Raw genomic sequence first — 21,330 nt, forward strand, 5'->3', positions numbered from 1 at the left:
CCAGCTATCCGTAAAAATTTCGAGATAGCTGGCCATTTGTCGTGCGTACCGGAAGGTGCGCTATTTTTTATATTTCGGGCTTACTGTATACACTAGGAAAACATATTCTATTGAATCAATTAAAATTCACCTTAAATGGGCAGATTTTTTTATGATCCTTTTAGGAACTATTTATAATCTTGTGTAAATGATGTTAAAGAAATTAAAAAGAATATTTGATAGCACAAGTTTTTACTTGTGAATAAAAATCCAAAGCTGATTGCCCTTGTTCTCTAGTGTGGGAACTCGACCATTTCATGCCGCCAAATGGTGCTTGGTATTCAACTCCAGCAGTTTCTTGGTTGACTCGTACCATTCCGACTTCCGCTGTTTCTAAAAATAGTAATGCTTTTTCCATATTGTTTGTAAAAATAGAGGCGCTTAGACCAAATTCAGATTGATTGCAAAGCTCTACAGCTTCATAAAAGTCTTCTGCTTGAAGGACGACAGCAATTGGTCCGAATATTTCTTCTTTAAAAAGTTTATGCTGAGGTCCTACACCACTGACCACTATTGGACGGATATAATAGCCTTCATTTATTGTTTCGAGCTTTCCTTCAGCGATTACTTCAGCTTCTTTACGGGCTAAATCTACATACTCAGAAATGGTTTCGTACTGAGAATTAGACGCTACAGGACCTATATAGCTATTGGTATCTAAAGCATCTTTCACAATAATAGTTGACATAGCTTCTCGTAAAGCAATGATAAAGTCTGGATAAATTTCCTTTTCAACAATAATTCGGCTGGTCGCAGTACACTTTTGTCCAGCGGAACGAAATGCACCGCTCAATATCATTGGAATGGTCTTCTCTAAGTCAGCATCCTTCAAAATGACTGCTGCATTTTTTTTACCCATCTCCGTTTGAAATTTTATATTTCGTTTGGCGGATAAAGAGGCAATATGGGTCCCTGTTAATGTAGAACCTGTAAAGCTGACAGCATTTATCTCTCCTTCTTCTAACAATGTATTCCCTATTACCCGACCTTCACCAATGACAAGATTAAGAACACCTTTTGGAAGATCTGCTTTTTGAAAAATTTCCATTAAACGAGTAGCTGTAAATGCAGAATTTTCAGCTGGCTTCCATACCACAGAATTCCCGCAAATAAGTGCAGGAGCTATTTTCCAGATGGGAATGGCAACCGGGAAGTTCCACGGGGTGATTATTGCGACAACCCCTAGAGGAACTCGTTTAGAATATTGTAATACATGTTGGTCACTTGCTGGGACTAACTGTCCGTTAGACCGTACTCCTTCAGCTGCATAATAGTGTAATAAATTTACTCCTCGGATAACCTCTCCCAGCATCTCACTAATGGGTTTTCCCATCTCCCGACTAGCTAGATTGGCAATTTCCTCTTTAGCTTTTTCTAACTCATCAGCCATTTTGTATAAGTAATTAGCTCGTTCTATACCTGTTTGTTTTCTCCATGTATTAAATCCGACTTGTGCCTCTGAAACAGCATGTAAAACTTGCTCAGGTGTAGAAAAATACATATCACCAACTTTTTCATTAATATTAGATGGATTATAGACAATTTTGCCAGTACCTTGGAGTTCCTGCCACTTTCCACCTGCAAAATTTTTAGTAACTAAATTTGTTTTTGTAATCAAATTAACTACACCTTCCCTATGAAATTAGTATCAGCGAAAAGAAAAAAAGTGCGAGAGGAGGGGGGCTTCTCCTCTCCAAAGACTTACTAGTTTTATTGAGTTACTTTTTGCACGGCTCGATTAAATGCCTTTTGGATATGATCATAATCATCAGAACTTAGAGGAAGTCTAGGTGGACGGGTAGGGCCAACTGGCTGTCCAGCCAACTCCATCATATATTTGATTGATTGAACGAGCTGAGGTTTAGCATCTAAATCAAACAGTGGAAGTAAACGACGATACAATTCAGTTGCCTCTTTTACTTTTCCTTCTCTAGACAAACGGAAAAGCTCTATACCCTCACGTGGAAGGGCATTCGGTACACCTGCAATCCATCCGGTTGCACCGCAAAGAGGTCCTTCCATGGCAAGGTTATCAACACCGATTAAAACTTCAATATCTGTTTCCTCTAAAATTTTATGAACACGACGAATATCACCAGAAAACTCTTTTACACCTACTACATTTTCAAATTTTGAGATTTCTTTCAACAGTTCTGGTGTCAGGTCAGTTGGATAATCAAGCGGGTTATTGTAGGCGATAATAGGCAACCCAACATTCGATAAAACTTTATAATGAACAATGATTTCATTTCTAAGCGGGCGATAGTTAATAGGTGGAAGTGCCATAATTGCATCTGCTCCGATATCCTTGGCATGTTGTGCCCATTGAACTGCTTGCTTTGTGGAAGGAGCTCCTGTTCCAACAATTACCTTTACTCTTTTGTTAGCTGCCTTTACAACTGTTTCAACCACTTTTGATCTTTCTTCAACTGTTAACGTTGCATATTCACCTAAGGATCCTGCTGGAACCAGACCGTCAACCCCTTCATCAATCAGCCAATTACACAGGTCATTCAACCTCTGATAATCTACTTCATATGAATCTGTGAATGGAGTAACTATTGCAACATGTACACCTTCAAATCTTGCCATTTTGATTCTTCCCCTTTCAATTCATTCTTTTATTCATCCAAAATATAAAAATGGATTCTACTCTAATATAAATGCAATTTTTATGCCAATAAGATTGGGGTCTCAAAAAAGATACATCGTTTTCCAATCATTCAACCGTAACTTAAGAATAAGTGTAGAGTACATAGACATCTAAAAATAGGTTGATTATGCTGCATTTTGAGCAATCCGTTTTCATAACTAAGAGATAATAGATTTTTAATAACGTTCTAATTTCAATTGACACTGAATCTTTATATAATTCTTTCTTAATATTCGTTTTGTATTGAAGCAAAAACTTTGAAAATAAAAAGGAAATGAGGATGTAAAAAATATTAAAAGAAAAGTGTATAAAAAATTATACACTGTATATTTTTTTGATATTATAAGCGATTTAGCATTTAAAGAAAAAGGGGGGTAACCCAAATAGAGAAACATCTCTTTTTAGGTTATCCCCCTGCTAAATATACTGTTATGCTAACCCTTTATTACCAATGCTTTTAATTGACGGTCCATCATTAACTACACAATACTCTTTTTGGTTTGCCCGCCCCTATTATTTGAATAGAGAATTTCCCAAAGCTCGTTCATTTTTCTTCGGCCGCTATCAATCTCAGAATTAAATTGAATTGTTGCTTGTTGACGAACAGTGTGGACATTTTGAATTGCTTGTTGCATCTGTTTATCAATTGTACCCAATTCTTTTCCGGCGTGTTTGATGATCGATAGGCCAGCAATTGTTCCCTGAGCCATAGCAATTTTGCCGCTTTCGATACCGGTGATATTACCGGCTACAAATAGCCCTTCGAGAGGGGTTTCCATTGTCTCTGAATGATGTGGCACATGGCCGCCAAGTTCAGGAATGTATTGAAATGGACACCCGGCAACGGCAGCAAGCTCTGCTAGCGGGTACAAGCCGCCTGCTATACAGACAAAATCTGCTTCGTAAATCGTTTCAGATCCGGTAACAATATTGCCATTAACATCAATATCAGCAACACGAACTCCTTCGACCTGATCTTTACCAATAATTTCTAGAGCTGCTTTTCGAAGTTGGAGAGTGGTACCGTTCACTTTCAGACCGTTTTTAGGATAAAAATTCAAACCGATTTTTCTAGTCCAATCATTCTTCATCAACCGCCCTCCTAGACGTAATAGACGAGATGGGGCGAGGTGAGCAGCATTTAAGAGCGATTTCATAACTCCCCTAGGTTCACCCGCTTTTTGACTAAGATCACTCTTTTCTGGGAGTACAATCCGATCAACTGTTATGCCAGCTAATTGTAATTCGTTTAAAATGGCAAATGCTAAAATATTCGCTCCGATAATGATTCCTTTTCTACCTACTTTGACACGGTGTACATTCGTCATTACTTGAGCCGCACCGATCGACATTACACCAGGGAGGGTCCAGCCGGGTAGTGGAATAGGGTATTCGGCTGCTCCAGTGGCTAGTAGAACAAATGGCGCTTCTAGTGTACCTATGCTCGTATGCACATTCCATAGGTGATCTTCTTTTTCTAAATTGTAAACGGATACACCGCAGCGGATATCGACTGATAATTTTTTTGCTTCTTGATGAAGTCGTTCTGATTCTTTTATTCCATTCCACCATTCACCAGAGGGTTCTAGATGAAGTTGTCCGAGTAATCTGCCGCCTGGCTTAATAAATTCATCAATAACGGTTACTTTGAGACCATAGCTCGCACAGGCAATAGATCCTGCTAGACCAGCAGGGCCTCCTCCAATCACAATTACATCCATCATCGCTGTTCTATCATCCTTCTTACAATATTCGGATGCTGTTTGCCGCTTTCAATGATCATATCTTTTTCTACAATCGTTAAGCAGGCTCTTACATTTGCTTGATTATTTACTGTTACACGGCACTCTAAGCAGTGGCCGATGTTGCAATAAATACCCCTAGGTGTCCCGCTATCTTCATGATTACGCAGTTTTCTTATCCCATTTGCCAAAAGAGCAGCAGCAATCGTTTCATTTTCATACGCTTCATATCTAAGTCCATCAAATTGAAATGGGATACATACTCTATTATCTAATTTCCCCAAAACTGGATGATCTATGATTCTAGTCATTGATTTTCACCTACTGTTCCGAATGTCACCGGACGAATTGGTGGCTGGTATTTTAAAGGGATTTCATTAGGTGATATATTAGGGATGATACTTTCAATAATCCTATCTAATGCTTGCCTACACGTGCGGCCTCCACAAAAACCCATCCCGGCCCTCGTTCTTAATTTTAATTCTCTTGCTGTGCATTTATGTTCATCTGCTGTTGACTGAAGTTGTCCGTACGTAACTTCTTCGCAACGACAAATAACAATGCTTTCTTTGTTAGCCATTTGAATTCCTCCTCCATGTTCTTTACATAAAAGTACTATGCAAAAAGCATGCCAATAATACAGGAGGAAGAGGACTAATTTAAGCCAAGACGCTTCAATCGATTGTATAAAGTGGCTCTTGTAATGCCGAGTTGTTTTGCACATTCTAGTTTATTTCCATTTAAAATTTGCAACGCTCTTTCAAGTACCTTTTTTTCGTGTTTGTCCATTTCTTCTTGTAACGATAAAATGGTGAAGTCACTTTCTCTAGGTATATTAGGTGCACTCTTGGAGGTGTTATCAAAGCTAAGGCTGTTTGTATTAAAGGACAAGTAATCTCCTTTTATCACGCCATCTGTGGCGAATACGACAAGCCGTTCAATCACATTGCGAAGTTCGCGAATATTGCCGGGCCAATCATAACGAAGCAGTTCATTTATTACTTCTGGAGGAAATTCATGAATTGGCCGCTGATAATTCAATGAGAAATCATTTAAAAAATAGTGGGTTAACTCGATAATATCTTCTTTTCGCTCTCTTAAAGGAGGGATGTGCAGACTGACTACGTTCAATCGATAATATAAATCTTCACGAAATTGACCTTCTTTTATTAACTCTTGTAAATTACGATTTGTAGCAGCGATAATACGGAAGTCGATATTGATTTCTTTTTCTCCACCGACACGATAATATTTCCGCTCTTGCAGTACGCGTAGAAGTTTTACCTGCATGTCGAGCGGCATCTCGCCTACTTCATCAAGAAATAATGTACCTCCTCTTGCCAGTTCTATTTTCCCCTTTTTTCCTTTACTGTCAGCACCAGAGAAGGCTCCCCGCTCATACCCAAATAATTCACTCTCAAATAAAGAGGCTGGGATCGCACCACAGTTAATTGAAATAAACGGTGCGTTTGGTTCTTCACTTGCTTCATGAATAGCTTTAGCAAATACTTCTTTTCCGACACCGCTTTCGCCCAGTATAAGAACCGTTGATTTAACAGAACATACTTTTCTAGCTAAATGGACAGTTCTTTGTAGGGCAGGACTCTTTCCTTTAATAAAATTAAAGGGGTCATATGTGTCTTTATACTTTGCTACTTCTTGTTCCAAACGGTGAACTTCGTTGGACATATTAAATAATTTTTCATTAAGTACCACTTGGTTCGTGACATCCGTTTCTGAAACAACAGCACCGATAATCCGGCCATTAAAATAAACGGGGTTAGAGTTAATTAAGACAAACAAATCAGACCGAGCCTGATGGTGCTGACCTGCAATACTTTTCCCTTTATGTAGTGATTGCAAGATTTCAAGTTTTTGATAGTCAAAAAAATCGGTAATCGGCCGACCAATTATATCTTGATGATTGACTGAGAAAATTTTTTCTGCTCCTTCAGTCCATGTACAAACACGCTCATTTTCATCAATAACCGTGACAGAGGTATCTATCGTTTTGATGACAGTCTCATAAAATGCTTTTAATTGATTGTGAGAGTTATGAAGAAAACTAATCATTTGTGCGGCAGTTAAACATCCAATTGGATTTTTGTTTATATCAAGAATAACAACTGTGGAATGATCATTAAACGCCTGAATCAAAGTGTAGAAAGAATCATCCTCATATACAATCTTGCATGGAAACTCAGTTGTTTTTCTTGATGAAAGATAATAAAATTGACCGTTCTTCTGTTTTATTTCATGCTTATCGAACGCTGTTTCTATTAGCTGACGTTTTATAATTTCTTTCACCGATGGTAATGAAAATACCATGATAACCTCCTAGAATGTAAAAAATTATTAACACTGTAAAAAAAATTATACATTTATTTTGTGTAATATTCAAAATTTTTTTACAATATAAAACCTCTCATTTCTAGAAAAAGAGAATCTATTTATAGAAACAAAAATTAAAAGCGCCAAGTTCTCAAAAGTTATCGTTTTTTTTGTGCACTGCTATTTCTTTCAAAATCTTACTGATTTATGCAACGTCTTTCCATTCACACCTAAATAGCAATAGGTATAAATTTCCTAGTAAAACTTTCATTGTTGGCATACTATTTGCACATTAATCTATGAAACCAATTCTTCGAAGGGGAGGAATAATATGTGAAACACTGTGACGTTTTAGTCATTGGTGGAGGAATTATTGGATGCTCGATTGCTTATTATGCTTCTAAATACGGAAGAGACGTAACGATCATTGAAAAAGGGGAGTTTGTCAGTGGCACATCATCACGATGTGACGGCAATATTTTGGCGATTGATAAAGATCCGGGTTTTGATAGTCAGATGTCTTTATTTAGTCAGAATTTAGTGGATGAATTGAGCAGAGACTTGGAGCATCCTTTTGAATATCGGGCACCAGGAAGCATCCTCGTTTGTGAGTCGGACGAGGAAATGGAAGCGGCACAAAAATGGGTCGACCGTCAAAAGGCTGCTGGTTTAGCATTCCGAATGCTTGATCGACAAGATATCCGGGAGGAATCTCCCTTTTTTGCAGATGACTTATTAGGAGGTTTGGAGTGTGCCACTGATTCCACTGTCAATCCTTATCTCTTAGCTTTTTCGCTTCTAGAGGAAGCAAAAAAACAAGGGACTATAGCTTTGAAACATACCGAAGTCACACATATGAAAAGAATGGAAAGCGGTTCATTTAATATAGAAACGACAAATGGAGTTTTTACTGCAAAACATGTCGTTAATGCAGCTGGGGTATGGGCCCCTCAAATTGGAGAGATGCTTGATCTTTCAATACCGATTGAACCGAGAAAAGGGCATATAATCGTTGCCTCAAGACAGCAGCATGTGGGATCTCGAAAAGTAATGGAATTTGGCTATTTAATTTCTAAGTTTGGCGGAAAGCGTAGCGTTGATCCGCTTACTGAAAAATACGGAGTAGCCCTTGTCTTTGAACCAACGGAAAGTCAAAACTTTTTAATCGGAAGCAGTCGTGAATTTGTTGGCTTCAATACGAAAGTAAACAATGAAGTTATTAAATGTATAGCTAACCGGGCAATTCGCTTTTATCCAAAAATGGCGGATATGATGGTCATTCGTTCGTATGCAGGGTTACGCCCCTGGACGGAAGACCATTTACCAATCGTTTCAAGGGTTGACAAAGTTCCAAACTATTATATTGCGGCCGGTCATGAAGGTGACGGAATCAGCCTCGCAGCCGTAACAGGGAAAATAATAGAAGAACTAATTAATGAAAAAGAAACGTCTATTCTCATTGAACCACTTAGCTTTAACCGCTTTAAAGAAAGGGTGTTGAGCAGATGAGGGCACATAGAATTTTTACAACAATTGATACACATACGGGAGGAAATCCAACGAGGACGCTGATTAGTGGTCTCCCGAAACTAGTTGGAGAAACAATGTCAGAAAAAATGCTTCATATGAAAAGGGAGTATGACTGGATCCGCAAGTTTTTAATGAATGAACCACGTGGCCATGATGTAATGTCTGGAGCTTTGTTAACGGATCCATGTCATCCTGAAGCGGATATTGGCGTGATTTACATAGAGACGGGTGGATATTTGCCAATGTGCGGACATGACACCATTGGTGTCTGTACTGCCCTAGTGGAAGCGGGGTTGATCCCCATTCAAGAGCCAATTACTTCAATAAAATTGGATACACCTGCTGGACTCGTGGTAGTGGATATTTTTGTAGAAAATGGAAAATCAAAAGAAGTATCCTTTTGTAATATCCCAGCGTTTCTTTTAAAACGTGTTTCTGTTGATGTGGAAGGAATTGGACGTGTAGATGCTGATATTGCGTATGGCGGCAATTTTTACGCAATCATTGACGCTAAATCGGTTGAATTGGATTTAATTCCAGAAAATGCTTCTAACATCATCGAAAAAGCGATTACCATCAGAAATACCATTAATGAAAAAACTGAAATTGTTCATCCGCAATATCCGTTTATTAGAGGGTTAACTCATGTTGAGTTTTTTACTGAACCAACCCATAAAGAAGCAGATGTGAAAAACACAGTGATTGTTCCTCCAGGAGGAATCGATCGTTCTCCATGTGGAACTGGTACTTCTGCCAAATTGGCTGTACTATATGCTAATCAAAAAATTGCAATTGGAGAAGAATTTGTTCATGAAAGTATAGTGGGTTCTATATTTAGAGGATGTGTACTAGAAACAACAGATGTAAAAGGTGTCGAGGCTGTTGTGACTAAGATTACGGGTTCAGCATGGCTAATGGGAATGCACCGGTTCTTTCACCATGAAGAAGATCCGCTTAAAGAAGGGTTTCTCCTCATACCCCTGATGGAACATGAAATGGAGGACATAAAATGAAGATCCAAAAGCTATATTCAACAACAGATGTACACGTTGCCGGTGAGGCGTTCCGTATTATCAAAAACGTCCCATTCATTCATTATCAGAGTTTAGAACAGTTAAATGAGCAGTTTTTGAATGTGTTTGCAGAAGAATTCAATCTTTTATTGAATGAACCGCGCGGGTTTGCAGGCATAAATGGCTGTTTAGTTGTTCCGCCGATTAGCCCGGAAGCAGATGCCGCAGTATTATTTTTCAATCATGAAGGAACAGTTCCTCTTCATTACGGTGGTATTGTTGCTCTGACTACAGCTTTACTGGAATGTGGACATTTGCAGCCTAGGTCATCAAGTAAATACAAAATCGAAACAATCTGTGGTTTGATTTCCGTTACCGCTATTATGGAGAGGGATGAAGTAGTTTTAGTTGTAATAGAAAGTGAAGCATGTCAATTAATTCAAACAAACGTCCCATTGTCTCATCCTCATTTAAAAGCAGATTTTTCTCTTGTGCAAGTGGATCAATTATATGCAGTGTTTGAGAAACGCGAAATATTTACAGAGATTCGTATTAAGGAGCTTTCTGAATTGAAAAGATGGGGACAAACAGTGCTTCAGACTCTAAAGTCCGATATTCCTGTAAAAGGTTTAATATTAATGGATGACTCTCATCTAGAAGAAGGGCGAATTAAGACGATTACTTTCCGTGAGGACAATTATATTGTTCGTTCTCCTGGATTCGGATCGACGATGGCATGTTATACAAGCTTACTTTCTAAAGGTGGATTGGATATGGAACCGCCATTCGTAAATGAAAGTATTTTTGACAGCTATTTGACAATACATTCAGTCAACCAAACAGAGAGTGGATACCAGTTCACTTTGACAAGCCGCGGCTTCATTACAGGAATGCAGACATTTGTATTAGATCCGACGGATCCTTTGCCTGCTGGATTTTTATTAAAATAAACGATATGTAACAGCTCCTATATTTTTGATTTTCAGTGCCGTAAGGTTGAACAAAACGCTTGCCCAACCCATTCATCTCTTTGATTACAGTAATTTATTCCTTTATAGAATCATCGTTACCCCATCTTAATAGGTAGTAATCTCCTAATTGAAGCTTTGACTGTTAAAATAGCAGATGGGGGGAACTTCCTGTAAAGATCCGATAAGTCAAGCACACCATCAGTAGGAAAACCACCTACTGATGGAATTCTCACTTTATTACTTCATAGTCAAATAGCTTCCCCTCGTAAACCAATTCTAAGTCTTTATGATTCCTGAAATCATCAGGAGTAACCAGTGCCGGTAATTTATCCCATAGTTTTATTCCTGAGCGATATAGGATCTCTGCAACGAACTGTGAACAAAAATAAGAGTTGCTAAATTCAACAGGTTCATTTAAGGATACGCCAAGCACACCAATTAAATTGTACAAAAACTTCTTCTGATTTTTAATGAACACGTTTAAAATACGTTTCATTTTTACGATATCACGTTCCGTTACTTCCAGCCTATAAATGACACAGGTCGTTTCAGGGTACTTGCTGTAGGTTCCTATATAGATGTCTTCCTTTACAAATCCCCCATTTATCGGATTATTTGGATTTTTTCTTCCAAAGCTGTACATTTCATTTAATTTCTCATCAAAAGCAATGGACGCATGATTATATGGAGCCTTTGTATATTTTTTGATTGATTTTGTAATGGTTTGCCCCATATTCAGGTGTCGCAAATTGTAACAACAATTGTCTCTTATATTATTTATCCATATTTAACTCCACTAAATGGTACGTTTGGTATTTTGTCGGGCATATTAATAAGCTTCAGCGGTTTTTTTGGAAGCTTGACCATTTCTGTTTTAAAACGGGACTTATTAATAGGTGATAGTGAGAAATTTAATACATTGAAAAAAAGCTATTTAAATCGAGTGGACAGGCTAACATATACCTCACCCGTATTTTTTCACGTGATACGGTATTTCTTTGATTTTATGTAGAGATGAAAAGGGGCTGTCAACTTAAGTCAGCCCTATTCCTTATAGCGTAAATATTGATAATTATCTGTTGCGACTGTATCAATGATGTTTCCTTCTTCGTCCTTATAAACCTCGTATTCGCGATAAACTTCAACGACATATCCATCTTCCATAGTAATATCAACCAGCTTTGTTTCAAGTGTAGGTAGTTGCGGAGATTGTTCATCGGTTTCTTCATTTGAAGAAGCCGCAGAAGCTGTATCTTCAACCGGGAGGGGAAAGCTTGCAATCGCTTCTTCCTTTTCTGCGAAGATTGCAGAATCAAAGTATCCAATAATGGCGATCGTTGCAACAATAATAAAAATAGGAGCAAATTTTTTCAAAGGGTGCTGCCTCCTAAAGAATTTAGTTATTACCATTGTATGTTTGTCCTTTTTAAGAATATGCATTTGTCTGGTGATATCTTGCAAGAAAAAAGGTCATTTATACACTCCTAACATCTAACATTGACCTGCATAGAAACTTTTTTGTACACTTAAAGGAGTTTTGAAAATAAGTTAAGGTGATTATCAATGAAAATATATATAAAAGGTATTGAGGATGAACGCTTCCATCGGCCGCTGCGCTTGATTGGGAATTTATTTTTTGAAGAAACCGAGCTTTACTTTACACCAGGAGAGGCAAAGCTTGAAGCTGAGTTTTCCTTTACGGAGAGCGATGCAGGCGTTTTAATAACTGGCTTTTTACGTACGGAGGATGAAAAAGAATATACGGCAAGGAAAGAACAGCACATTCCCGCTCAGCTTGATGAAAAGGAGCATTTAAAGCTGGTAAAAAATACCCTTTCCTATGTGTATTTAACCCTTCTTCAGGAGTATACAGGAATCATTCAAAAATGGGGGATTCTTACTGGAGTCCGTCCTACAAAGCTGTATCATAAAAAACGTCAGGAAGGTATGTCAGAAGAAGCGATTCATCACATGTTTAAAGCTGAATATTTGCTCTCAGATGAAAAAATCCAGCTGATGAAGCAAATCGTCGAACGTCAATTGGAGGTCGTTCCTGATCTTGACTCTCTTTCTAATGAGGTCAGCATCTATATCGGTATTCCGTTTTGCCCGACAAAATGTGCGTACTGTACATTCCCGGCATATGCAATCAACGGCCGTCAAGGCTCTGTTACGTCATTCCTTGGCGGGCTGCATTATGAAATGAGGGAAATCGGCCGCTGGTTAAAGGAAAAAGGAATCAAGATTACAACCGTTTATTATGGCGGTGGAACACCAACAAGTATTACAGCAGAAGAAATGGATATGCTCTATGAAGAAATGGTCGAGTCGTTCCCAGATGTTGAAAACATTCGAGAAATTACGGTTGAAGCAGGAAGACCGGATACGATTACAAAGGAAAAACTGGACGTTTTAAACAAATGGAAGATTGATCGCATCAGTATCAATCCGCAATCCTATATTCAGGATACATTAAAGGCGATCGGCCGCCACCATACTGTTGAAGAAACCATCGAAAAGTTCCATTTAGCAAGAAGCATGGGGATGAATAATATTAATATGGATTTGATTATTGGGCTTCCAGGTGAAGGTGTGAAAGAATTTGATTATACATTAGCTGAATCCGCAAAGCTTATGCCCGAATCATTAACGGTTCATACCTTATCCTTTAAACGTGCTTCTGAAATGACGAAAAATAAACATAAATATAAGGTGGCCAGCCGCGAGGAGATCAGTACGATGATGGATCATGCGGTAACATGGACGAAGGAGCACGGCTATGCACCATACTATTTATATCGTCAAAAAAACATCCTTGGAAATTTAGAAAATGTCGGCTATGCCTTAAAAGGTCAGGATAGCATTTATAATATTATGATTATGGAGGAGCAGCAGACGATTATTGGAATTGGCTGTGGTGCTTCAAGCAAGTTTGTTCATCCGGAAACGAAGAAAATTACTCATTTTGCGAATCCGAAAGATCCAAAATCGTACAATGACGGCTTTAAGCATTATACAGAAGAGAAAATTGCCATTTTGGAAGAATTGTTTGCTAATTAATCTTACAAAAATATCAACATGACAGGCAGTGAGTACGGGTAAAGAGACTCACTGCTTTTTTTCGTTCGTATTTATTTTCTTATCAAAAGCAGGAAAAAGGTGCCGGTATTCCGAAATGGTATTTTAATATAAATAAGGGGTGTATGGAATGGGCAATCAAACGGTTGAACTTGTGAAGGACGGAAAGGCGGCTGCACTATATTTCAACAGAGTGGATTCCTTAAATGCAATGGATATAAAGATGATCAAGGAATTATCAGAAATGTTAGAGGAAATAGCAGCATCTGATATCAAGCTTTTATTTATCACTGGAAGAGGTCGCGCTTTTTCAGCTGGAGGGGATTTAAAGACAATGCTTTCAAGCACAAGTGATGAAGAATATCAGCCTGTCATGGACAATATTAAGAAGATGGTGCTGGCCCTTTATACAATGCCTGCTGTCACGGTGAGCCTTTTAAATGGGGCGGCTGCAGGACTAGGACTTAGCTTTGCCTTAGCATGTGACTATGTCATGGCAGAAAAACAGGCAAAGACCGCAATGAATTTTATTAATATAGGACTTATTCCAGATGGCGGCGGCCACTTTTTCTTAATGAATCGACTTGGTGAGCATGCAGCTAAACAGATGATTTGGGAAGGGAAAGCAATGACTGCAGATGAAGCTTTGCAGGCAGGGCTAATTGACGCAGTGTATGAGGGGGATACAGAAGAACAGCTTGAGCTGCTGAAACGGAAAATGGAAGCAAGGCCGTTAAAGGCTATGATTGCAACAAAAGCGATTTTTAGGAAACAAGGACTACCTCTATTAATCGATACACTTAATCAGGAAGCAGAAAAACAGCTCGAGATGAGGGGCACAGACGATCATCGTGAAGGGGTTCAAGCATTTTTAGAGAAGCGTGTGCCGCAATTTAGCGGAAATTAAGCGCAAGATAAAAGGGCTGAGGCCCAGCCCTTTTTATCCTAGCTTAACGTAACCCTCACTGATGGAAGTCTCGATTTAACGTCCAAACAATAAGAGCTTTCCAGCTGCTGAAGTACAGCGGTGCGTTTTTTCTGCCCAATTATTTTCTTCAAGCTTACGCTGTCCGATTTCTTTTGCTTCCTGCTCGGATTGAGCTTCAAAGCTTTCATCACATAGCTTTTCCCCATTTTTCTCGAAAACGGTTAAATAGTAAATGGCCATTCTCCCATTCCTTCCCTTGTAAAAAATATTATGCTTATATCATTCTTAGTCTTCTTTCGATTTCCTGCTTGGTAAATGAAACCTTTATCAATGTTGTTCGTATAAAGTAGTCACAAAGGAGGAGAGCGTATGGTTCTGTATGTAGATCATGTTACAAAACGATTCGGTTCACACACTGCAGTTGATCAGCTATCACTAGCGATTCCAGAAAGAGAGATTTTTGGTTTCCTTGGAGCAAACGGTGCCGGCAAAACGACAACCTTTCGGATGATTCTCGGATTATTAACCCCATCTGAAGGATCAATTACATGGAATGATAAAAAAATTTCCTATGAAGAAAGTAATCAAATTGGATACTTACCTGAAGAGAGAGGTTTGTACCCAAAGCTGAAAGTAAAGGACCAACTCATTTATTTAGGCAGATTAAAAGGAATGTCCAAGAACGAAGCGTTAGCTGAAATGGATCGTTGGCTTGAGCGGTTTAAAGTTCCTGAATATGCAAATAAAAAGGTCGAGGAGCTTTCAAAAGGAAATCAACAAAAAATTCAATTTATTGCAGCTGTTTTACATAAACCAAAGCTTCTTATTTTAGATGAGCCTTTTAGCGGATTGGATCCAGTAAATGTTGAATTATTAAAGAAAGCCGTCGTTGATTTAAAAGAATCTGGCACCTCGATTGTATTTGCGAGCCATCGTATGGAGCATGTTGAAGAGCTTTGCCAGCATTTATGTATTATGCATCATGGAAAGCCTGTTGTTCATGGTTCACTTCGTGAGATTAAAAGATCATTTGGGAAGAAGAACGTATTTGTACAAGGTGATTTTGATATGGACTTCTTAAAGGAAACCCCCGGTGTGACAAAATTTAAGAAAACCTCTGAAGGTGTCGAGCTCCAAGTTGAACATGATAAAATCTCACAACATATTTTTCAGAAGCTGCAAAATCAAGGCTTTGTTCGAAAATTTGCCCTTGAAGAACCATCATTAAATGATATTTTTGTAGAGAAGGTAGGTGCTTCCTATGAATAAGTTTTGGATTATGGTTGCACACACGTATACGAACAAAATTAAAACAAAATCCTTTATTATTACTACTTTACTGACGGTACTCATTCTTTTTGGTTTATCAAATATCACGACCATTATTGACACCTTCTCTAATGACGATGGTCCAAAAAACTTTGCTGTTCTTGATCAAACAGAAAATCTGTATCCTGTGTTTGAAAGGAATCTCGAAGTCAATGGAGTGCCTTTTAAGGTGGAAAAAGCTGCAACTTCAGAATCTGCGCTTAAAAATCAAGTGCTGGAAGAGGAACTGGATGGCTTTATTATCCTAGCTTATGACGAAAATCAGTTTCCCACAGCAACTGTTAAAACATTATCAATAACAGATCAAGAGGTCTTTACTCAAATTGAGCAGGTTCTCCAGCAATCAAAGCTGGAAATAGGCAGAGAGCGGCTTGGCATTGAGTCGGACGAATTAACCCAATTGTTTCAGCCTGTTGAAGTAAATAAAGTCGCTTTAGAAAATAATGCGAAATCAGAAGAGGAATTGAATCAAGCGAGAGGGCTTGTCTATGTATTGCTGTTTGTCATCTATTTCTCTGTAATCTTTTATGCCAGCATGATCGCAACTGAAGTCGCAACAGAAAAATCATCTCGAGTGATGGAAATCCTCATATCCAGTGTGTCTCCAGTAAAGCAAATGTTTGCAAAGTTAATTGGGATTGGTTTAGTGAGCATCACGCAAATGGTTATTATTCTTGTAGGCGGGTATTTATCGATTCAATCAAAATTTGAAGATTTAAATACAGTAACAGGCGGGTTTTTAGGATTTACCGAGCTTCCGCTCTCAACGTTTATTTATGCAGGAATTTACTTCCTATTAGGATATTTCCTATTTGCAACACTCGCAGCCTTTCTTGGTTCGCTTGTCAGCAGAATTGAAGATGCCCAGCAATTAATCTCACCAATGATTTTCATAATCGTTGGAGCATTTATGATCGCGATGTTTGGACTGTCAAACCCGGATACTACATTTATTACTATTAGTTCCTATATACCATTTTTTACTCCAATGATTATGTTTTTGCGGGTAGGTATGCTGAATATTCCGGCTTGGGAGATCGGTTTATCGTTTGTCATTCTCATTGCTTCCATTACGCTGCTGGCTATCTTTGGCGCCCGAGTGTATAAAGGCGGTGTTCTTATTTACGGAAAGTCCTCATCCTTTAAAGATTTAAAAAGGGCTTTGCTGATGTCGAAGGATAAGTAGGGATTATGTGCTTAAGTAGAGCCGGGACTCAAACTAAAGGAGACCGGCTCTTAATTCCTCAATCACATATGTTTACTATATATATTTAAATTACTTTAACATGAAAATGGGCTGACTTTTTTAAGGCAGCCCTTATTCTTTTGAGTTGGGAACGTGCATTCGCATTTTAACGATGGTAAAATAAAGTAAGACTTTATCATTAAGATGGGAAACAGATAGAGAAGGTCCAAATATAAAGGTGGAATAAATTTATGAGAAAATCAATTCGATTTATCCATGCCGCAGATTTGCATATTGATAGTCCGTTTGTAGGCTTAAAGCATTTGCCTTCACAGTTATTTGAGAAAATGAAGGAAAGCACGTTCCTAGCTTTTTCGAAGTTAATTTCAATCGCGATTAAAGAACAGGTTGATTTCGTCCTTCTATCAGGGGATTTATATGATGCTGAGGAGAGAAGTCTAAAGGCACAGCTAAGGTTAAAAAAGGAATTTGAACGACTGGCTCAAGCTGGCATAAAAGTATATGTTATTCATGGCAATCATGATCATTTAGGAGGAAAATGGCTGGATCTTGACTGGCCCGGCAATGTTCATGTCTTCTCAAGCAAGCAGGTTGAATTGGAGATCTTTTCAAAAGGCGGAACCCCCCATGCCTATATATATGGATATAGCTATCCTTCCCGTTCGGTTATCGAAAATATGACAACTCACTATCAGAAAAAGGACAATCATTCTGTTTTTCACATTGGAATGCTCCATGGTTCAATAGAGGGAAATAAAGAGCATGATGTGTATTGTCCGTTTAAAATCAGTGATTTAGTCAGCAAGGACTTTGATTATTGGGCATTGGGACATATTCATAAACGTCAGATTCTTCATGAACGAAATCCAATTATCGCGTATCCGGGAAATATTCAAGGAAGGCATCGTAAGGAAGCAGGTGAAAAAGGGTTTTATTTAGTTGCTATGCATGAAGACAGGGCGAGTATGGAGTTCATTTCCACAGAGGAAGTGATTTGGGAAGATGTTGAACTCTCAATTAGCAGCCTTACTAGTTTTTCAGAATTAATAAGTGAGTGTCAAAGTGCAATTGAACAGTTTCGTAAGAATCAACGCTCTGTTTGTTTAACGATAACATTAACAGGTGCTGGTGATTTATCCCGCTCTCTGCAATCCAAGGAAACGATACAAGATTTAATCGATGCGCTTAATGAGGAAGAAGCCGAATATGACCCGTTTGTCTGGGTGGTCAAAATTGTTAATCAAGCGACCGATTCTATTGAAAAAAATCCAAAGCTTTCTTCCTTTTTCAATGATTTGCATACGACAGTTGAAAACTATCAGTCTTTTGAAGAGGTCATTCAGCCGCTCGCTCAGCATCCACTCTACCGAAAATACATTGCTGCGTTTACGTTGGAGGAACAAAAGCAGCTATTAGCAGAGGCAGAACAGCTTATACATAAAGAATTAGTAGAGCAAAGTGAGGTGAAGAAGTCTTGAAAATTGAAGAACTAATGATATATGGCTATGGAAAGTTTGAGAATCAACGTATTACATTAGAAGATCCAGAGCTCCAGGTCATTTACGGTGAAAACGAAGCCGGAAAATCGACAATTATGTCCTTTATTCATAGCATTCTATTTGGATTTCCTACAAAGCTGCAAACCGAAAATCGTTATGAACCCAAAAATGGCTCTGCATATGGTGGTTACTTGATTGTACGTACGATAGATAATATTCGTCTAAAAATAGAAAGACGCCCTGGAAAAGCTGGTGGAGAACTAAAGATTGAATCAGAACAGGGTGATATGGTTAAAGAAGAGCATTTACAAACATTGCTGGGAGGGATCGACAGAGAAACGTATAAGTCGATTTTCTCTTTTGATATACACGGGCTTCAACAGGTCCAAAAACTAAATTCAGATCAAATTGGAAAGTTTTTGTTTTTATCAAGCATTTATGGAGCAGATGCCTTATTTGCAGTTGAACATTCCCTTATCAAGCAACAAGACTCGCTCTATAAGCCTAGCGGAAAAAGGCCCGTACTGAATGAGGCCCTTTCGAAGCTAAAAGAGAGCAATAGTCAATTGCTTGAAGCAAAACGAAAAAACAACGGGTACCAATATTTGGTAGGTGAAAGAGAATCTTTGGAAGAACAGCTCCATTCGTTAGATGAGGAAAAAAAGCAGTATGTAACAAAGCAAAGGGAGCTTGAAAAGCTGCAATCGGTTCTTCCTATGATCAGGGAAAAAAATTGGTGTTTAGAACAATTAAGACTGCTTCCCGATACGGCGGGCTTTCCAGAGGATGGGTTGAAAAAACTGGATCATCTGTTATTGACTCTTCAGCCAATGGAAGCACAGCTGCATTCCATGCAAAGTAAAATCCGGCAATACGAAGCTGAGGAGGAAAAGCTTATTGTCAATGAGACGCTGCTGCAAATGCTTCCAGACATTCACTCTTTGCGTGAACAGCTTCCATTATATAAGGAAAAAAGCAAAAAAAGACATCAGCAGGAACAAAGTCTTGAGCAGCTGCAAAATGAATTAGCTCTTTATAAACAGAGGTTATATCCTCACCTCCAAGATGAGGATATAGTCAAGATTCCAGCCACTGTTCCAATAAAGGAGTCAATCAAAAAGGTACTAGCTGATGACCAACACTTAAAACAGCGGAAGGAAATGTTAGACAGCCAATTTGAGCAAGCTAAAACCTCATTGGAAGAAGCTGAATGGAAGCTTAGTGATCTCGAAAAGGATGTCTTATCAGATGCGGAAAGAATCTCATTGGAAAATGAAATTGCGAAAAAAGAAGCTTTAAATCCATCCCATTTAAAAGCAGAGCATCAGCAAATTCTCTCACAAATAAAGCAGAGAAAAGGTGAGCATAAGCAAGAGATTAAACAACGCGGCTTTCTTCTTGGCGGTTTGTCTGTGTTATTATTAATAATTGCCCTTTATTTCAGCACTCAACAAAACTGGCTGGTTGCTAGCATTTTGATAGGCGGTATGATTTTAGCCTGTCTGCAAGTAAAGCGTGTTCTGCAAAAAGAGGACCCTCTGATCATTCATTTAAGGGAAAAACAGCAGGCACTTGAAAGAGAACTATCATCACTTGGGGAAAGAGACGGAGACGTTCAATCATTGTCCAAAATGATGAATTTGCTTGAAAAAGATAATAAACGAAAGCAGGAGATTCATCATGAGCAGCTTCTGCATAAACAGCATGAAAAAACCTATGATCGTGTGTTAAAGCTTTATGAGGAATGGGAAAAAGACCAATTTCAATGTTCAGAGCGGATTGCTCAATTAGCGAAACAGCTAAAACTAGAGAAAAATACCTCAGCAGAAGCTTTGTTAGAAGCATTTGACCTTTTGCAGCATCTTCAACAGCTGCTGCTAAAAAAACAGCAGCTTCTCTCAGGGCTAAAAGAAATAAAGGAAGAGCTGGTGCAATATGAACAAGCAGTTGCTGAAGCAAAGGAAGCTTGTGGCATTACACAAACTGAGATTGAAGAAGCGGTATATGAGTTAATGAATCTTTCCAGTATCGAAGCTGATAAGAATAAGAAGCGAATGAAAGTATTGGAACGTAAAGCAGAAACGATAGAAGCAATGAACACACTAACAGAAAAGATTAGCTTTTTGAAACAGGAAAAGGGGACGTTATTAAAGAAAGTGGGCGTTGAGGATGAGGAAGAATTCCGTAAGCTTGCCAAAAGCCACCTTGAAAGGGAAGAATTAAATAAACAGTTATTGTGGATTGAAAAGCAGCTGACTACAGAAAAGCTGCTTGATCTAGAGACGATTCATGTTGCCGAATGTGATGGGATTGATGAAACATTACTTGAACTCGAAAAAGCGATAGAGGCTGTTGAAAACAGTGAAAAAGCAGCACAGCAAAAATACTCCAGTGTCATTATTAAGCTTAAGGACATGGAACAAAGCGGTATGTATTCACATCTCCGCCATGCATTTGAAAATGAAAAGGCTGTGGTGAGGGAGTATGCTGAGCAGTGGGTCATTCGGGCGCTAGCAAAGGATTTATTAAACCAAACAGTAGAACGACATCGGAAAACGAAGCTTCCCGCATTAATCACCTATATTGAACTGTATTTTAAAAAGCTCACATCTAATAAATATCGGCATGTGTTTTTACCTGAAAATAAGCAATCGTTTATTGTTGAACGCAAAGATGGGATTAGCTTTTATGCGGAAGAACTTAGCCAAGCAACTGCCGAACAATTGTATCTGTCGATTCGTTTAGCTTTGATTAAATCCATCAATGAACAGATTCGACTACCGATTATGATTGATGACAGTTTTGTTCATTTTGATCATCAGCGAACGGCTAATAGCGTGAAGCTTTTACAGGAGCTTAAGCAGGAAAACCAGGTCATTTACTTTACATGTCATCAGCATATGGCAAAATCAGCTTTGTTTCATCATGTTATCAATCTATCAGAGATAAATGCAGGATAAGGTAAGATTTATGTGTGATAAAGCCGTAGAATCGATTCCTATGCTATACT

At 38.5% G+C, this 21,330-nt stretch carries 18 protein-coding genes and 1 pseudogene; 10 read left to right on the plus strand and 9 right to left on the minus strand.

Translation table 11 applies throughout. The features are described from left to right. Positions 1-202: 202 nt before the first annotated feature. From Q1B07_RS14235 to Q1B07_RS14260, 6 genes are all read right to left on the minus strand, one after another. Positions 203-1,657 carry an aldehyde dehydrogenase family protein gene (locus Q1B07_RS14235; protein WP_299091460.1) on the minus strand — a complete coding sequence of 485 codons (1,455 nt, stop codon included), beginning with the start codon at positions 1,655-1,657 and terminating at the stop codon, positions 203-205. 92 nt (positions 1,658-1,749) lie between these two features. Beyond that, entirely contained in the window at positions 1,750-2,631 is an 882-nt protein-coding gene (dapA, locus tag Q1B07_RS14240) for a 4-hydroxy-tetrahydrodipicolinate synthase (RefSeq protein WP_299091458.1), read from the minus strand. 540 nt (positions 2,632-3,171) lie between these two features. Further along, complete coding sequence (locus Q1B07_RS14245) at positions 3,172-4,416, minus strand: FAD-dependent oxidoreductase (RefSeq protein WP_299091456.1); 1,245 nt, start codon at positions 4,414-4,416, stop codon at positions 3,172-3,174. Continuing rightward, positions 4,413-4,745: a (2Fe-2S)-binding protein gene (locus Q1B07_RS14250; RefSeq protein WP_299091453.1), complete on the minus strand. Its 333-nt coding sequence runs from the start codon at positions 4,743-4,745 to the stop codon at positions 4,413-4,415. The genes Q1B07_RS14245 and Q1B07_RS14250 overlap by 4 nt, the downstream gene beginning before the upstream one ends. Beyond that, positions 4,742-5,014, minus strand: a complete 273-nt coding sequence (locus Q1B07_RS14255) for a (2Fe-2S)-binding protein (RefSeq protein WP_299091450.1) — start codon at positions 5,012-5,014, stop codon at positions 4,742-4,744. Before Q1B07_RS14255 ends, Q1B07_RS14250 begins: the two co-directional genes overlap by 4 nt. A 74-nt stretch (positions 5,015-5,088) precedes the next feature. Further along, positions 5,089-6,762, minus strand: a complete 1,674-nt coding sequence (locus tag Q1B07_RS14260) for a sigma 54-interacting transcriptional regulator (protein ID WP_299091448.1) — start codon at positions 6,760-6,762, stop codon at positions 5,089-5,091. A gap of 336 nt (positions 6,763-7,098) precedes the next feature. Between Q1B07_RS14260 and Q1B07_RS14265 the strand changes: the two genes are divergently transcribed. The 3 genes from Q1B07_RS14265 to Q1B07_RS14275 are packed head-to-tail and all read left to right on the plus strand — an operon-like array spanning position 7,099 to position 10,258. Then, complete coding sequence (locus Q1B07_RS14265) at positions 7,099-8,274, plus strand: FAD-dependent oxidoreductase (protein ID WP_299091445.1); 1,176 nt, start codon at positions 7,099-7,101, stop codon at positions 8,272-8,274. Continuing rightward, entirely contained in the window at positions 8,271-9,308 is a 1,038-nt protein-coding gene (locus Q1B07_RS14270) for a proline racemase family protein (RefSeq protein WP_299091442.1), read from the plus strand. The genes Q1B07_RS14265 and Q1B07_RS14270 overlap by 4 nt, the downstream gene beginning before the upstream one ends. Continuing rightward, positions 9,305-10,258, plus strand: a complete 954-nt coding sequence (locus Q1B07_RS14275; protein WP_299091441.1) for a proline racemase family protein — start codon at positions 9,305-9,307, stop codon at positions 10,256-10,258. The genes Q1B07_RS14270 and Q1B07_RS14275 overlap by 4 nt, the downstream gene beginning before the upstream one ends. A gap of 250 nt (positions 10,259-10,508) precedes the next feature. Here the strand turns inward: Q1B07_RS14275 and Q1B07_RS14280 are convergent, their stop codons facing one another. Further along, positions 10,509-11,012 carry a hypothetical protein gene (locus Q1B07_RS14280; protein WP_299091439.1) on the minus strand — a complete coding sequence of 168 codons (504 nt, stop codon included), beginning with the start codon at positions 11,010-11,012 and terminating at the stop codon, positions 10,509-10,511. Between the two features lie 15 nt (positions 11,013-11,027). Here Q1B07_RS14280 and Q1B07_RS14285 point away from each other — a divergent pair. After that, positions 11,028-11,291, plus strand: a pseudogene (locus tag Q1B07_RS14285) (phosphatidate cytidylyltransferase); the annotation flags it as partial. 32 nt (positions 11,292-11,323) lie between these two features. On the opposite strand, the gene Q1B07_RS14290 reads toward Q1B07_RS14285, so the two are convergent. Further along, the gene (locus tag Q1B07_RS14290) at positions 11,324-11,653 is read right to left on the minus strand and encodes a hypothetical protein (protein WP_299091437.1); all 330 of its coding nucleotides are present in this window, start codon (positions 11,651-11,653) and stop codon (positions 11,324-11,326) included. Between the two features lie 189 nt (positions 11,654-11,842). On the opposite strand from Q1B07_RS14290, the gene Q1B07_RS14295 reads away from it, so the two are divergent. Further along, on the plus strand, positions 11,843-13,339 hold the full coding sequence (locus Q1B07_RS14295; protein ID WP_299091435.1) for a coproporphyrinogen III oxidase: 1,497 nt from the start codon (positions 11,843-11,845) through the stop codon (positions 13,337-13,339). Positions 13,340-13,487: 148 nt separating this feature from the next. Next, the gene (locus tag Q1B07_RS14300; protein WP_299091433.1) at positions 13,488-14,264 is read left to right on the plus strand and encodes an enoyl-CoA hydratase; all 777 of its coding nucleotides are present in this window, start codon (positions 13,488-13,490) and stop codon (positions 14,262-14,264) included. A gap of 75 nt (positions 14,265-14,339) precedes the next feature. Here the strand turns inward: Q1B07_RS14300 and Q1B07_RS14305 are convergent, their stop codons facing one another. Beyond that, positions 14,340-14,525 carry a YhzD family protein gene (locus Q1B07_RS14305; protein WP_299091431.1) on the minus strand — a complete coding sequence of 62 codons (186 nt, stop codon included), beginning with the start codon at positions 14,523-14,525 and terminating at the stop codon, positions 14,340-14,342. 129 nt (positions 14,526-14,654) lie between these two features. Between Q1B07_RS14305 and Q1B07_RS14310 the strand changes: the two genes are divergently transcribed. The 4 genes from Q1B07_RS14310 (at position 14,655) to Q1B07_RS14325 (ending at position 21,280) form a co-directional block, all read left to right on the plus strand. Continuing rightward, on the plus strand, positions 14,655-15,554 hold the full coding sequence (locus Q1B07_RS14310) for an ABC transporter ATP-binding protein (RefSeq protein WP_299091430.1): 900 nt from the start codon (positions 14,655-14,657) through the stop codon (positions 15,552-15,554). After that, complete coding sequence (locus Q1B07_RS14315) at positions 15,547-16,800, plus strand: ABC transporter permease (protein WP_299091427.1); 1,254 nt, start codon at positions 15,547-15,549, stop codon at positions 16,798-16,800. The genes Q1B07_RS14310 and Q1B07_RS14315 overlap by 8 nt, the downstream gene beginning before the upstream one ends. Positions 16,801-17,051: 251 nt before the next feature. After that, positions 17,052-18,299, plus strand: coding sequence for a DNA repair exonuclease (locus Q1B07_RS14320; protein ID WP_299091424.1), 1,248 nt, complete (start codon positions 17,052-17,054; stop codon positions 18,297-18,299). Further along, complete coding sequence (locus tag Q1B07_RS14325; RefSeq protein ID WP_299091422.1) at positions 18,296-21,280, plus strand: AAA family ATPase; 2,985 nt, start codon at positions 18,296-18,298, stop codon at positions 21,278-21,280. The genes Q1B07_RS14320 and Q1B07_RS14325 overlap by 4 nt, the downstream gene beginning before the upstream one ends. Positions 21,281-21,330 lie beyond the last annotated feature (50 nt).

Origin of the sequence: uncultured Metabacillus sp. (genome assembly GCF_947503125.1) — a bacterium.
Lineage (GTDB): Bacteria > Bacillota > Bacilli > Bacillales > Bacillaceae > Metabacillus.

Bases quoted from the DNA above. Each gene is read 5' to 3' on its own strand.
- Q1B07_RS14245 (WP_299091456.1), bottom strand. From the start codon at position 4,416: ATGATGGATGTAATTGTGATTGGAGGAGGCCCTGCTGGTCTAGCAGGA.
- Q1B07_RS14300 (WP_299091433.1), top strand. From the start codon at position 13,488: ATGGGCAATCAAACGGTTGAACTTGTGAAGGACGGAAAGGCGGCTGCA.
- Q1B07_RS14315 (WP_299091427.1), top strand. From the start codon at position 15,547: ATGAATAAGTTTTGGATTATGGTTGCACACACGTATACGAACAAAATT.
- Q1B07_RS14275 (WP_299091441.1), top strand. From the start codon at position 9,305: ATGAAGATCCAAAAGCTATATTCAACAACAGATGTACACGTTGCCGGT.
- Q1B07_RS14310 (WP_299091430.1), top strand. From the start codon at position 14,655: ATGGTTCTGTATGTAGATCATGTTACAAAACGATTCGGTTCACACACT.
- Q1B07_RS14320 (WP_299091424.1), top strand. From the start codon at position 17,052: ATGAGAAAATCAATTCGATTTATCCATGCCGCAGATTTGCATATTGAT.
- Q1B07_RS14305 (WP_299091431.1), bottom strand. From the start codon at position 14,525: ATGGCCATTTACTATTTAACCGTTTTCGAGAAAAATGGGGAAAAGCTA.
- Q1B07_RS14270 (WP_299091442.1), top strand. From the start codon at position 8,271: ATGAGGGCACATAGAATTTTTACAACAATTGATACACATACGGGAGGA.
- dapA (WP_299091458.1), bottom strand. From the start codon at position 2,631: ATGGCAAGATTTGAAGGTGTACATGTTGCAATAGTTACTCCATTCACA.
- Q1B07_RS14260 (WP_299091448.1), bottom strand. From the start codon at position 6,762: ATGGTATTTTCATTACCATCGGTGAAAGAAATTATAAAACGTCAGCTA.
- Q1B07_RS14255 (WP_299091450.1), bottom strand. From the start codon at position 5,014: ATGGCTAACAAAGAAAGCATTGTTATTTGTCGTTGCGAAGAAGTTACG.
- Q1B07_RS14250 (WP_299091453.1), bottom strand. From the start codon at position 4,745: ATGACTAGAATCATAGATCATCCAGTTTTGGGGAAATTAGATAATAGA.
- Q1B07_RS14295 (WP_299091435.1), top strand. From the start codon at position 11,843: ATGAAAATATATATAAAAGGTATTGAGGATGAACGCTTCCATCGGCCG.
- Q1B07_RS14280 (WP_299091439.1), bottom strand. From the start codon at position 11,012: ATGGGGCAAACCATTACAAAATCAATCAAAAAATATACAAAGGCTCCA.